Raw genomic sequence first — 13,573 nt, forward strand, 5'->3', positions numbered from 1 at the left:
TTAGCACAAATAGCTTGTTCAAAGTAAAATTAATTTGTAAAAACATAAAAATGAATAAAAAAATTATTGCCTGTGGTGTGATGCTGGCTTCTGCTTTTACTGCTAATCCACTTTTTGCACAGGATCAGCCCGTAGAAAAATCGAACAACTTAAATGTTTACCGTGTAACTGCAACTAAAGTTAACGATCTGGTTCATACCAAACTCGATGTGTCTTTTGATTATGCAAAGCGAAACCTATACGGTAAAGAGTGGGTTACTTTAAAACCTCATTTTTATGCTACCGACTCTTTAACCCTCGATGCGCAGGGAATGGATATTAAAACCATTGCATTGGTTGGTGCAAAAGGAAATACCCCGCTTAAATATGTTTATAAAGATAATAAGCTTTATATCACCCTAAATAAGAAGTACACCAATACCGAAAAGTATACAGTGTATATTGCTTACACCGCTAAACCCGATGAATTGAAAGTAAAGGGGAGTGCTGCCATAACCGATGCTAAAGGTTTATATTTTATCAACCCGGATGGTACCGATAAAAACAAACCAACACAGATCTGGACACAAGGTGAAACTGAATCATCTTCGGCTTGGTTTCCAACTATCGATAAACCTGATCAGAAAACCACTGAAGAGATTTCAATAACGGTAAAATCGAAATACACAACGCTTTCTAACGGAAAATTAGTGAGCCAGAAAGCCAATGCAGATGGAACAAGGACCGATACCTGGAAAATGGATCTGCCACATTCGCCATATTTATTTATGATGGCGGTTGGCGAATTCAAAATCACAAAAGATACCTATAAAGGTAAGGAAGTAAGCTATTACCTCGAACCGAAATTTGCGCCCTATGCCAAGCAGATTTTTGGCAAAACACCTGATATGATCCAGTTTTACAGCAATTTGTTAGGGGTAGATTATCCATGGAATAAATATGCGCAGGTGGTAGCCAGAGATTACGTTTCGGGCGCAATGGAAAATACTACGGCTACTTTACATGGCGAGCAGGTACAGAAAACAGATCGCGAGTTATTGGATGAAAATGAAGAAGGAACCATTGCGCACGAGCTTTTTCACCAATGGTTTGGTGATTATGTGACCGCAGAGTCGTGGTCTAACTTAACCATGAACGAATCTTTTGCCACCTTTGGCGAAGTGATCTGGCACGGACATGATGCTGGCAAAGATGCGGAAGATAAATCACGTTATGACAAATTACAATCTTATTTAGGATCGACCAAAAAAGGAGAAAGCCCTGTTTTAGCCCGCTTTTATTATGGCGACAAGGAAGATATGTTCGATAACATCAGCTATGCTAAAGGATCGATTATTTTATATGCCCTAAAAAATCAAATGGGCGATGCCGCTTTCTACAAATCACTTAACCGTTACCTCACCACCAATGCCTTTAAAAATGGCGAAACACATCAATTGCGTTTGGCTATGGAAGAGGTTACCGGAAAAGACTGGAGCCCTTATTTTAATCAGTGGTATTACAATGGTGGCCATCCGGTTTTAAGTATCGATTATGGTTACGAAAATGGTAAGGCAACAATTAAGGTTAAACAAACACAGGATTCGAGCGTGCAGATCTTTACACTGCCCATTAAAATTGATATTTATGCAGGAGGCAAAAAAATCAGAAAAGAAATCCTGATCAATAGCCGTGAGCAGAACTTTAGCTTCGAAGTGAGCGCTAAACCCGATTTAATCGATTTTGATGCGGATAAAATTTTAGTCGGCGAAACCAATGACAATAAAACCGCCGAAAACTATTATTTTCAATACAAAAATGCGCCCAGTTATGCCAATAGAATTGAAGCCCTGCAATTTATTATGCAAAGCAAAGCCAAAAGCGGCCAGCTGGTATTGTTAGAAGGTTTAAAAGATAAATCTGCAGATTTACGCGCTTTAAGTATTGATGGGATTAACCTGGATGATGCTCAGATTAAAACAGCAGCTTTACCGGTTTTACTTCAGATTGCCAAAACAGATAAAAATACCGAAGCAAGATCAGCTGCAATTGTGAAATTAGCTGAAACTGGCGATCAAGCTTACAAAACTTTAGTGTTAGCAAGTTTAAAAGATAGATCGTACAAGGTAATTGCTGCCGGTGTTGATGGTTTAGCCAAACTGGCTCCACAAGAAAGCATCGCAGCTTTAGCATCGTTAGATGAAGATACGAAAGCACATATAGCGCCTTCTATCGCAACGTTATATATCAACGAACCAAAGGATGAGTATCAGGCATTTTATGATAACATTATGCTTACAGGTGACAGGAATAGTGTTTTTGCAGTAGTTGGCCAGTATTTTCAGTACCTGAGAGCAAACAATAATCCTGCAGTTACCGAGAAAGGTATTATGAACATTGCTGTCGCCATTGAAAGATTAAAATTACAAGCCTATTTAAATAAGCAACTTGTGGGTGCTTATACTGCAGCTGCCCAGGCTAAAACGCAACAGGCAGCAGCTTCAGGTGGCAATGCACAAGCAAACGCCAACTTAAGTAAACAAGCTGAGCTGTTTAAAAAAGGAGCAGCAGATTTAGAAAAAGAATAATGGTTAAACCGTTAGGTCCTTTAGCGGTTAAATAGAAATTAACGCAAGAGGCCCGTTTGAACCAATCAAACGGGCCTCTTGCGTTAATTAAGTATTCTATTATCTGATTGATACGTAGGTAAGGGTATCGGTAGCTGATCGGCTACTTGGACTTACCCCCCATTTGAATGAGATGTAAAAAGTTTTAGTAGCTGGATCGTAACGGCTATCGTAAGCCGGATCGTTAATCAATGTTGCATTAGCTGTACTTTTCATGGTTACCTTGTTGGTTGTAGGGTTAACATTGATCGTTAAACCATCAATACCGCCAACACCACCACCATTCGACCAAACCTGGCCAAAATCTACAGCGGTTGCACCGTTACTTGGTAAATCCTTGGTTAAGCCTTTAAAGTTTCCGCTTAATACAGGATCACCTTCTCTAAAAACATAACCCTTGAAGCTATATTTTCCATCATATCTGTTCCTTACGGCTACTTTAACCACCACAGAGCCAAATTTTTTGCTAATCACTTCTCCCGATGCATCGGTAATGGTTACTGGTAAGCCATAACCTATTGCCGGATTAAGCGCTGTGCTTACAAATTTAACCGGTACCTGTACCCTGCGTTGGTTTGCAGGAATAGTAATCGTGGTTTGCATTGTAAAAGCATTTGAAGGCACTTGTGTTAATGCCGGATCTGAAGTGTGCGCTGCATTATAAGCTGCAAGTGCCGTCGGATCGATTGACAATGTTACCTTAATATCAGTTGCTTTTGTGCTTGATGCGGCATAATTAATGTAAAAAAAGTAATCGCTTGCCGCATCTTGTTGGATAAGTGATGTGGTTAACGAATTCACACTACCATCGCCAACTGGCGAACCAACCGGAATTTCTACCACAGGAGTTGTAGCTGAAAAATCGGGTTGCTCATTTTTGTTTTTTAAACAAGAAGATAGACTCATTACGCATAGCGCTGCAATAAATCCGTTAAATATATTTTTATTTTTCATCGTTTTAATTGATTTATTTAACGTCCCAGAAAATTCTGGAAGTAAACTGGTTAATTGTACCTTCCGCAATTACATTGGCAGAGTTGGTGTTATATTCTCTTTGTGGATATAACATTCTTACCGGAATCTTCTTCGTAGTTACTGTAGAAGCAATAGAGATTGGCATATCTTTCGGAAGCTCTAAACGTCTGTAATCCGTCCATGGCTCAATGTCATTCGTACCATTCATTGCGGCCCATTTCTGTTTGATAATCAAAGCCATTTTTTCTTCGTCAGTACCACCCCATTTTGCAACATCCTGATCCGTAAGATAAGTTGTCGCTTCAGCCTCAGTTAAGCCTAGGTAAACGAAGTTAGCCGTCACAGCAGCTTTATAATTGCTTTCTGCGCTGCTGGTTAGGTATCCTCTTTGTGCTGCCTCAGCTTGTAAGAATAGACTCTCAAAATCGGTCATAATCGGTTGCGCTTGATCGTACGATTTTAATACCCCTTTACCTATGCCCGACACTGTTGTAAGTGTTTGATCAAAATTAACCTCCTGACCCCAAACCAAACTTACATAAGTACTGCCTGCGCCATCGTTAACTGTAGTGTAGAATTTACCTAATCTCGGATCGTCATTATCCTGAAGAAAGTCTAATCCATAAGTGCTGGCCAACATATAACCATGAGAAGCGGTTTTTGTGCCATCAACACCATAACCATAAACTGCCCAAAATGGGTTTTGCTTACCGGCGGTGTTTAAATAACCCGGATTGTTGGCAATGCCTTCACCAGTTCCAATATATCCGAATCCATTTGCGTTAATTTTTGCAATCTCATCTTTAATATATTGCGCTCTTCCGGCTATTTCAGATTGACGCAATAAGATTCTTAATTTTAAAGTGTTGGCAAATTTGCCCCATTTTTTTAAGTCTCCTTTAGCATAAATATCGGCTGCGGCATCGGCCGGAGAAACTGTTGCGGTTTTAAATAAGTTTGCTGCAGTATCCAGTTGTTTAGCCAAATCTTCGTAAATGGCCTGTGCCTTATCGTATTTCGGATTAAGGAAAGCAACCGATTTTGACGCCTGTGAATAAGGTACGTTGCCATAAAAATCTACCAGGTACTGGTAATCCCATGCTTTCATTGTTTTTGCAATGGCAATATAAAAGTTTTGACCTGCTGCTTTACTCTGTGTTTCTAAATAGGTATAATCGTTTACATTGTCGTAAAGATTAGCCCAAAGTGTTGTAGAACCGCTCCAGTTGGTGGTAAAGTTGTACGAGCGTTCTTCGTACCAGCCAGAAACACCACCTGGTGTCATCCAGTAATTCATCCACAAAGCCGCAAAGCTGTAAAAAATAGAACCACCTGTAGTATAGGCAGCAGTATTGTTTAATGCACCCGTTAAAACCAGCGCAGGTTTAACTGCTGTAGCGTTGTTCGGGTTATCGTTAATATCTAAAAATCCTTTTTTACATGCGCCAAGCAGTAGTACTGCCGACACTGTAAACATATATATCAATTTCTTTTTCATGTCTTTTTTTTAATTATTAAAAGCCAATTGTTGCGGTAAAACCATAAATACGTGTTGGTGGCGTTTGGTTTAAGTTGTTAACGCCTTGCGCATTACCAGTACCCACGTTAATTTCCGGGTCGGTGTAAATGTTATCGCTTGGTCTGAACATAAATAAGTTTCTTCCGATTAAGGCGATACTCGCGTTTTTGATAAATTTCGCTCTGCTTTGTAACCATTGTGTTGGTACCTGGTAAGCCAAAGAAAGCTCTCTGATTTTCCAGAACGCAGCACTCATTACGTAGTTAGAAGCAGTGTTATTGCGAATGCCATCAGCCCAAAACGATCCATTGCCATTAATAGTAGTGGTATTGGTGTTCGGTACAAATACGCCTGGCGAAGTTTGGATAACTGAATTTGGATAAACGAAACGCTCGCGGGCTGCCTGTGCAGAAGTATAACTGATACCTGCAAAATCAAGCGTGCTGGCAAAACTGTTATAAAAAACGTTACCGCTGCGGTATTCTGCTACTCCTGATAAAGTGAAATTTTTAAAGGTAAAACTGGTGTTTATACCTAAAACACTGCTTGGGTTGGTTTGACCGAAATCTTTATTAATTGGGCTCGAAATCGGTAAGCCTGTGTTAGCATCAACAATAACATGTCCTTGTGGATCTGTTTGATAAGTACTTACCTGTAAAGATGGAAAACTCTGGCCAACTACGATATAGTTGTTATCGCCAATACCCAATTGGTTTTGTCCCTGATATAATGATAATACTTTATTGGTGTTGTAAGAATAGTTTACCCCTACATTCCATCTAAAACCGTTAGCAAGGCCAATAACCGGAGCTGCATTTAAGCTAAACTCAATCCCTTTATTCTGGCCTTCACCTGTATTGATAATCGCATTGGTATAACCGGTTGTACCCGATAAATCTACCCCATTAATAATCTCCTGATCTTTTGTGTTTTGAAGATATGCCGAAGTTTCTAATGTAATGCGGTTATTTAGGAAGCCAATATCAAAGCCAATTTCTTTAGAAATGGTTTGCTCTGGTTTTAAGTTTGGATCGTATACAACGTTATCGATAGAGTAACCAGCAGTACCGCCATAAGGGAAATTACCTGCAGGGCTGATCGTAGAAACTAATTTGTATGGATCTATCTGTACGGCATAAACTTTAGATATACCACCACGGATTTTTAAGTTGCTGATAACCTTGCTTTCTTTTAATGCAGGAATCGCATCTGTAAGCGTTAACGCTGCATCAATTGCTGGATAGAAGAAAGAACGGTTGCTTTTTGCTAATCTCGAATCCCAGTCATTTCTACCAGAGATGTGAATGGTTAAGTAATCATGGTAAGTAGCGGTTATATCTCCAAATACAGCCATTTGGCGCGAGTTGCGTTCCGTTTCAGAACCTACAATTTCACCGGTACGGTTGTTAATGTTAAACAAGTTATCAACTACAAGGTTCGACCCAGACTGAGTCATGTATTTATAGTTTTTTTGGATCACCTGCGCACCACCGATTACGGTAAATTTAAATTGATTAAACGTTTTAGTCGCGGTTGCAAGAAAATCACCTGTGTATCTGCTTTCAAATTCATTGTAATCGCCTACTGATGATTTAATGTATTGTGTAGCAGCAGAACCTTTGCCCGAATCGTGCGCAAAATCCGAATAGGTATAGGCGTAGTTTTTGTTTTTACCCTGCGTGTTTTTGGTACTCAAACCACCTCTTGCCATTAAGCTAATCCAATCAAGTGGTTTGTAAGTGAAGGACAGGTTACCCAATAAATCGTCTCTTCTTTCGTTGTTACGATTTTGTTGTAAGCCAAAATAAGGACTCTGGTAGTAATCGTTGTAATAATCGTTCGGGTTACCGTATTTCGATGTTACATCGCTATACTCGGTTAAGGGAACGTTACCCGGGGTATTAATCACGTTATTATATACCTGATTGGTACTTTTATCGTAATTTCTTTGTGTATAGTTGAATGAATAATCAGCTAAAAATTTATTTATTTTGCGTGTTCCGTTAACACGGATGGCTGTTCTGTTTGATTTATCGCCCGGAACATAACCTTTACTGTTTACACGTTGCAGGTTGATATAAGTTGTTCCGTTTTCATTTCCGCCTGAATAGGCAATGTCGTTCTGCTCATCAATACCCGTTTCGAAGAAACTTTCTTTTTCGCCGTCTTTATAAGTATAAGGTACCATTTGATAAGTGCCATCTTCTAAAATACGCCCTAATGGTCTGATACTACCATCAAAACGTTCGCCAAAGGTCTGGTTTTCAAAGGGGGTGTATAATCCAAAACCGAAATCATCCTGAGTAGTACCGCCTCCAAACTGTGTTTGCATCTTTGGGAAGTAACTTAAACGATTTAGTAAAGTGGAATTAGTATAAGTGATGGTACCTCCATCAGCAGATCCCCTCTTGGTACTTACAATCATTACTCCATTCGAAGCATCCGATCCGTATAATGCGGCAGCATTTGCACCTTTTAGAATGTTTACGTTTTCAATATCGTTCGGGTTAATCGAATTTAACTGACTTAATGGTACAATAATTCCATCCAATACCAAAAGTGCCTGGTTGTTTCCGGTAAACGATCTGTTACCACGTAATACCACCCTTACCTGATCACCAGCATCAATCTGATTATTGGCCTGGTTAATCTGTAAACCCGCAACTTTTCCCGATAAACCGGTTGCTAAGTTGGTTGGCCTGCTAGAAGTTAAAGCTTTGCCTGTTACCTGTTGTGTAGCGTAACCAATTTCTTTTGGCTTGCGTTTAATACCCAAAGCAGTAGAAATCGTAACCTCACTTAAACTTTTTGAGTCTGGCTCCAGGTTTACGTTAAAGTTTGATTGGGTACCAACAGCAATTTCTTTGGCTACAAAGCCGATATAAGAGAATTGCAGCACTTCATTTGCATTAACGCTGATGGTAAATTTTCCATCCGAACCGGTAGATGTTGCTTTTTTGGTATCCTTCACACGGACACTCACCCCAGGAAGAGGTAATCCATCGTTAGATGCAACCACTTTCCCAGTAATATTTTTACTCTGGGCATTTGCTTGTACAATGCCGAAAAATAAAAATATGAATAAACACAGTACGAGTTTTTTCATAGTTTTTTAAAGTTTATTTAAGTTAATAATCCGCGAATTACAGTTTTTATTATCACTAAATCAAAAAAAAAGAGGATTATGTTAAAAATGTTATAAATTGCGTTTAGATAGCAGCTAAAATGTTTTAGTAAATTACCTTTTATCAAGTTTAATATTGCATATCACAATGTTTTTAGTTGTTTTCTTTAGTTTGTTTTGCTTTTTGTTTCCGAATTTTTTTCTTTCAAAACGAAATAAACCGACTGAATAATTTTTTATGTTTTTAAAATAAATTATCCTCATGAAAAAGTTCTTTTTATTGTTTTTTCTGGTTTGTGCTTCAATTTTTTCTTTTTCGCAAAATGTTACGGTTGGAATTGGTGCAAAACCACTTATGGTATCTGTTGCGAAAAACAACATAGAGGGAAGCCCATATTTTAATCAGGCCTATGCCGATTGTAAAATAAAAACAATTACGCAAAAAGAATTGACCGTAAAGGCTTTACGGTACAATATAGAAACACAACAGCTCGAGTACACCGAAAACAACAATGTGTATGCCATTCAAGCTTCGGTACAATCCTTTACCGCGCCCGATTCGTTAGGTAATCCGCATCATTTTACCAAAATGAAAATCGATAATGCCGTTGGCTTTTACGAAGTCGCCGTTCACGGCAACATTATGTTGTTAAAACAATATGTGGTAAAAAAAGATGTGGTCGAAGATTGGTACACCAAAAAGAAGATCACCGAATTGGTAAAGCACATTAATTACTTTACCGGTAAAAACGGTACGATTCAAAAGTTAACCCCATCTACAAAGAATATTGCCAATGCTTTAGCAAACAAAAAAGAGGAGGTGTTGGCATTTATCAAAAACGAGCAATTAGAACCCAAACAAGATCAGGATCTGGTTAAAATATTTGAATACTACAACAGCTTAAATTAAGCTGGCGTTTACTCTTTACATCCCTCTTTTCTCCTGGTGTCGATAATATAAACAATCTGCCAGCCCTTATCTCCTTTTACCAATTGAAAGGAATTAACCCCACAATGACTAAATTTTTCGCCCAGATAAAATTTATAGTCTGTCCAAACAGAAGCCAAAGGACCATCGATTAATATTTTGGTAAACACAATACGCTCATCATATTTTTCCTGGTGTGGAGTGCCGATAAATTTGATAAAGTCGTTAACAGATTCTGTACGTATACCTGTTTTACCTTCTTTGTTCGTAATGGTTTGCATGATTGCTGCTGGTGCAAAGGCAGTTCTGGTTAAAGTGCTGTCTCCAGTCTTCATACCGGTAAAAAGGTTATTTATGGTTTTTTGGATGGCACTTTCTTCATCGCTTTGCGCAAAGGAATTTGTAGCAAAACCTAGTAAAAACAGGGCAAAAATGACTAATCCTTTCATGACTTCTTAATTACGTATATACCATAAATTTATAGTATTTTTGTCAAAGAAGGGAAAAGGAACCGCGATGTTGCAAAAAATCTATAGATTATCCACACATCTTAATCACAGTCAATACGCTTTATAGTCAGCTATTTACGCTGTTTTAACCGATTGATGTTAATAATTATTTTAAAAACGGATAATTAAAACTTGTAAACTTATAATGTGTTTTTCTGCTAATTGGCACGGTTCTTTAATAGTATAATATATGGAAGAAGAATTCTTTTTTGAATCCAACGAAGATGCACAACGGTCGGTAGAACGTTACGAAGAAATGCTCCGCAATCAGGATCAGTATTTCTTCGATGCAGGGGCATTCGAATACATTGTAGATTTCTACATTGAGAAAAATGATCCGGTCAAAGCTTTGCAGGTTGTTGATTTTGCAATCAGTCAGCACCCTTATGCAACAGTGTTTTTAATCAAACAAGCTCATCTTTACATTTTAACCAACAATCACGAAAAGGCGTTTATTGCCTTGCAAAAAGCTGAACTTTTAGAGCCGTCAGAACCAGATATTTATTTGCTTCGCGGTAATATTTTTCAAAATACCGAACGTTTTGACGAGGCTTTGGAAAATTATGAAAAAGCTTTGGGGCTGGCCGAAAGTACCGATGAAATTTTATTACAGATGGCTTATGTTTACCAGAGCATGAGCGATTATGAAAGCGCCATTACCTATATTAAGCTTAGTTTAGAGCAGAATATGGAGAATCAGGATGGTTTATATGAGCTGGCTTTCTGTTACGATGTGTTAGATAAACAAGAAGAAAGTATCAAGTTTTATCAGCAATACATCGATACCGATCCGTATTCTTATGCGGCATGGTATAATTTGGGCAATAGTTTCCATAAGTTGAATCTTTTCGAAAAAGCGATCGATGCTTATGATTATGCGATCCTGATCAAAGAAGATTTTAGCTCTGCGTATTTCAATAAAGGTAATGCGCTGGTTCAGCTCGATAAATATGATGAGGCGATAGATGTTTATAAACAGACTTTCGAATACGAACAGCCTAATGCCGATACCTATTGTGCCATTGGCGAATGTTACGAGAAACTGGAAAAAATGGACGAAGCCCGTTCTTACTACAAAAAATCGGTAAAAATGGATCCCAAAATGGCAGATGCCTGGTTTGGGATCGGTGTTACGCTGAATTTTGAAGAACGTTATTTCGAATCGTTGCATTTTTATAAAAAAGCAATAGATTTAGAGGCCGAGAACCCTGATTTCTGGTTTGCAATGGCCGATGCTTATTATAAATTAGGCCAGATTGACGAATCAATCGAAGCTTACGAAAAGGTATTGGAGTTTAATCCATTGGATATTGAAGCCTGGTTAGATTTTAGTACCGTGCTTTACGAACAGGGGAAATTGCTGGAAGCATCGGAAACGATGGCAGAAGCGATTAAGAATAATCCGGAAGCAGCAGAACTGTATTACCGGATGGTAGCCTATCTTTTTGCCCAAGGGAATTATAGCGATGCACTGGGATATTTGGAAACGGCTTTAACAACCGACCCCGATAAACACTATATTTTATTTGAATATTTGCCACAATTGCAGGATAATAGTGCCATTTTGAACGTTATAAACAGATATATTAAGTAACGACCTTGTGAGAAAAATTTAACAAATAAATCTCAAAATTTTTTTCACTTTTGTACGCATATGAATTATCCATTATTAAACGTTCCCGAACGTCCAGCTAAACCACGCCAAAAAGGCTTAACAATGGTTATGGATAAGGGATTGAGCCTACGTCAGGTTGAAGATTTTATTGAAGTTGCCGGCGTACATACAGATATCGTGAAATTAGGTTGGGCTACATCACACGTAACCCCAAAACTTAAAGAAAAATTAGCTTTATATAAAAGTGCAGGTATTCCTACCTATTTTGGAGGAACACTGTTTGAGGCATTTATTATCCGTAATCAATTCGCAGATTACCAACGCATTTTAGATCAATATGGAATGGAATATGCAGAAGTTTCTGATGGTTCTATCGAAATTGAGCACGACAAAAAATGTGAGTTTATTCGCGAACTCACTAAACAGGTAACCGTTATTTCTGAAGTAGGCAGTAAAGATGCAGCTAAAATTTTTGCCCCATATAAGTGGATTAAATTAATGCAGGCCGAAATCGAGGCGGGATCGTGGAAAGTAATTGCCGAAGCCCGCGAAGGTGGTAATGTTGGTATTTACCGTGGAAGTGGTGAGGTTCGTGAAGGATTGGTTGATGAAATTTTAACCCAGATTCCTGAAGAAACCATTATTTGGGAAGCACCTCAAAAAGAACAGCAAGTTTGGTTTATTAAATTAATCGGCAGCAATGTAAACCTTGGTAATATTGCCCCGGCAGAAGTTATTCCTTTAGAAACCATTCGTTTAGGTTTACGTGGTGATACTTTTGATTATTTCCTGAACCAGGTAAAATAAAAGATAAAACTCGTCATTGCGAGGCGCGAAGCAATCTGTAGGTAGTTATTTCTATCGCATTAAGATTGCTTCGTGCCTCGCAATGACGTAAATATGCTTATGAAAACATACGGCTTAATCGGATACCCACTTTCTCATTCTTTCTCGAAAAAGTATTTCACGGAAAAATTTCAAAATGAGGGCATAGCCGATCATCAATATGAGCTTTTTCCTATTGCCGATATTAAGTCACTGCCCGATCTGCTAAGTGAAAATCCGTCACTTTGTGGGCTTAATGTTACTATTCCGCATAAAGTTAACGTGCTTTGCTATTTAAACGAAGTAGACGAAGCTGCGGAAAAAATTGGTGCCGTAAATTGTATTTCGATCAAAAGTTTTGAAGGTGCGACTTATTTAAAAGGCTACAACACCGATGCATATGGCTTTGAAGAATCGCTAAAACCATTGTTGGGGCCGCAACACACAAAGGCACTGGTTTTTGGTGATGGTGGGGCGGCGAAAGCGGTAAAGTACGTTTTAGAGAAATTAAATATCCAATATCAGGTTGTGGTACGAACGGCTGTTAAGGGTGCTATTCTATATTCGGAAGTTACGCCAGAGATTTTAGCCTCACACCAGTTATTGATCAATACTACACCCCTGGGGATGTCGCCAAATGTAGATACCTTTCCCGAAATTGATTACAGTTTAGTTGGGCCAGGGTATTTAGCTTACGATTTAGTGTACAATCCGCTGGAGACAGCATTTTTGGTTAAAGCTGCCGAGCGCGGTGCAGCAATTAAAAACGGTTTGGAAATGCTGTACAAACAAGCAGAAAAAGCTTGGGCAATCTGGAATAAATAATTTAACTTATCGTCATTGCAAGGAGGAACGACGACGCAATCTTTGATAAAATGTTATGAAACTAAAACAACTGATCTGCTTTCCCTTTGTGCTGCTTTTGTTTATAACAGCTTGTCAGAACCACAATTATAGCCCAAAGCCAAAAGCTTACTACAGGATCGTATTCCCTAAAAAAGATTATACTGTATTTACTAAACCTGTCCCTTTTACTTTCAAATATCCAACTTATGCTGCGGTAGAACAAGATCAAAGCCGCGATGCCCAAAAGAACTGGTACAACTTACACTTTAAGCAGTTTAATGGCTTTTTGCATTTAACGTACTATGATATTTCGGGTAGAGGCGAGTATGATGAAATGGTAGAAGATGCCCGAAAACTGGCTTTTAAACATACCATAAAAGCCAGTGCGATTGATCAAAAACTCATCAATTATCCCGATCATAAAGTTTACGGCATTTATTACGCCATAGAGGGGAATACCGCATCATCAGTTCAGTTTTTTTTAACCGATAGTGCCAAACATTACTTTAGAGGAGCTTTATATTTTAATGAACGCCCACAATACGACTCTATTGAACCCGTTGTTAAATTTATTAAAAAGGATATCGATACCTTGATTTCTACCTTTAGGTGGAAAAATTAATTTA

The 13,573-nt window shown here is 38.5% G+C and carries 10 protein-coding genes; 6 read left to right on the top strand and 4 right to left on the bottom strand.

Features of this window, described 5'->3' with window-relative positions:
- The first annotated feature begins 50 nt into the window (after positions 1-50).
- Positions 51-2,567 (top strand): M1 family metallopeptidase, encoded by a 2,517-nt coding sequence (locus J7E57_RS15560; RefSeq protein ID WP_215165754.1) that lies wholly within the window; start codon positions 51-53, stop codon positions 2,565-2,567.
- A gap of 99 nt (positions 2,568-2,666) precedes the next feature.
- Here J7E57_RS15560 and J7E57_RS15565 read toward each other — a convergent pair whose 3' ends face one another.
- From J7E57_RS15565 to J7E57_RS15575, 3 genes are read right to left on the bottom strand one after another with little or no spacing between them, the layout of a single operon-like run.
- Positions 2,667-3,560, bottom strand: a complete 894-nt coding sequence (locus tag J7E57_RS15565; RefSeq protein WP_215165756.1) for a DUF1735 domain-containing protein — start codon at positions 3,558-3,560, stop codon at positions 2,667-2,669.
- 13 nt (positions 3,561-3,573) lie between these two features.
- Positions 3,574-5,079 carry a SusD/RagB family nutrient-binding outer membrane lipoprotein gene (locus J7E57_RS15570; protein ID WP_215165757.1) on the bottom strand — a complete coding sequence of 502 codons (1,506 nt, stop codon included), beginning with the start codon at positions 5,077-5,079 and terminating at the stop codon, positions 3,574-3,576.
- A 16-nt stretch (positions 5,080-5,095) separates the two neighbouring features.
- Positions 5,096-8,206, bottom strand: a complete 3,111-nt coding sequence (locus J7E57_RS15575; RefSeq protein WP_215165764.1) for a SusC/RagA family TonB-linked outer membrane protein — start codon at positions 8,204-8,206, stop codon at positions 5,096-5,098.
- A gap of 280 nt (positions 8,207-8,486) precedes the next feature.
- Here J7E57_RS15575 and J7E57_RS15580 point away from each other — a divergent pair, with 280 nt between their 5' ends.
- On the top strand, positions 8,487-9,134 hold the full coding sequence (locus J7E57_RS15580) for a hypothetical protein (protein ID WP_215165766.1): 648 nt from the start codon (positions 8,487-8,489) through the stop codon (positions 9,132-9,134).
- A gap of 8 nt (positions 9,135-9,142) precedes the next feature.
- On the opposite strand, the gene J7E57_RS15585 is transcribed toward J7E57_RS15580, so the two are convergent.
- Positions 9,143-9,601, bottom strand: coding sequence for a nuclear transport factor 2 family protein (locus tag J7E57_RS15585; protein WP_215165768.1), 459 nt, complete (start codon positions 9,599-9,601; stop codon positions 9,143-9,145).
- Positions 9,602-9,851: 250 nt separating this feature from the next.
- Between J7E57_RS15585 and J7E57_RS15590 the strand changes: the two genes are divergently transcribed.
- The 4 genes from J7E57_RS15590 to J7E57_RS15605 all read left to right on the top strand — a co-directional run bounded on the left by J7E57_RS15590 (position 9,852) and on the right by J7E57_RS15605 (position 13,569).
- Complete coding sequence (locus J7E57_RS15590; protein ID WP_215165770.1) at positions 9,852-11,255, top strand: tetratricopeptide repeat protein; 1,404 nt, start codon at positions 9,852-9,854, stop codon at positions 11,253-11,255.
- A 60-nt stretch (positions 11,256-11,315) separates the two neighbouring features.
- Entirely contained in the window at positions 11,316-12,083 is a 768-nt protein-coding gene (locus J7E57_RS15595) for a phosphosulfolactate synthase (protein ID WP_215165772.1), read from the top strand.
- Between the two features lie 99 nt (positions 12,084-12,182).
- The gene (locus tag J7E57_RS15600) at positions 12,183-12,926 is read left to right on the top strand and encodes a shikimate dehydrogenase family protein (protein WP_215165774.1); all 744 of its coding nucleotides are present in this window, start codon (positions 12,183-12,185) and stop codon (positions 12,924-12,926) included.
- A 55-nt stretch (positions 12,927-12,981) separates the two neighbouring features.
- Complete coding sequence (locus J7E57_RS15605) at positions 12,982-13,569, top strand: gliding motility lipoprotein GldD (RefSeq protein WP_215165776.1); 588 nt, start codon at positions 12,982-12,984, stop codon at positions 13,567-13,569.
- Positions 13,570-13,573: the final 4 nt, after the last annotated feature.

The organism is Pedobacter sp. ISL-64 (assembly GCF_018613605.1).
Taxonomy (GTDB): Bacteria; Bacteroidota; Bacteroidia; order Sphingobacteriales; family Sphingobacteriaceae; genus Pedobacter.

Coding starts and splice junctions, on each gene's coding strand:
- J7E57_RS15560 (WP_215165754.1), top strand. CDS start 51: ATGAATAAAAAAATTATTGCCTGTGGTGTGATGCTGGCTTCTGCTTTT.
- J7E57_RS15600 (WP_215165774.1), top strand. CDS start 12,183: ATGAAAACATACGGCTTAATCGGATACCCACTTTCTCATTCTTTCTCG.
- J7E57_RS15565 (WP_215165756.1), bottom strand. CDS start 3,560: ATGAAAAATAAAAATATATTTAACGGATTTATTGCAGCGCTATGCGTA.
- J7E57_RS15580 (WP_215165766.1), top strand. CDS start 8,487: ATGAAAAAGTTCTTTTTATTGTTTTTTCTGGTTTGTGCTTCAATTTTT.
- J7E57_RS15595 (WP_215165772.1), top strand. CDS start 11,316: ATGAATTATCCATTATTAAACGTTCCCGAACGTCCAGCTAAACCACGC.
- J7E57_RS15605 (WP_215165776.1), top strand. CDS start 12,982: ATGAAACTAAAACAACTGATCTGCTTTCCCTTTGTGCTGCTTTTGTTT.
- J7E57_RS15575 (WP_215165764.1), bottom strand. CDS start 8,206: ATGAAAAAACTCGTACTGTGTTTATTCATATTTTTATTTTTCGGCATT.
- J7E57_RS15585 (WP_215165768.1), bottom strand. CDS start 9,601: ATGAAAGGATTAGTCATTTTTGCCCTGTTTTTACTAGGTTTTGCTACA.
- J7E57_RS15590 (WP_215165770.1), top strand. CDS start 9,852: ATGGAAGAAGAATTCTTTTTTGAATCCAACGAAGATGCACAACGGTCG.
- J7E57_RS15570 (WP_215165757.1), bottom strand. CDS start 5,079: ATGAAAAAGAAATTGATATATATGTTTACAGTGTCGGCAGTACTACTG.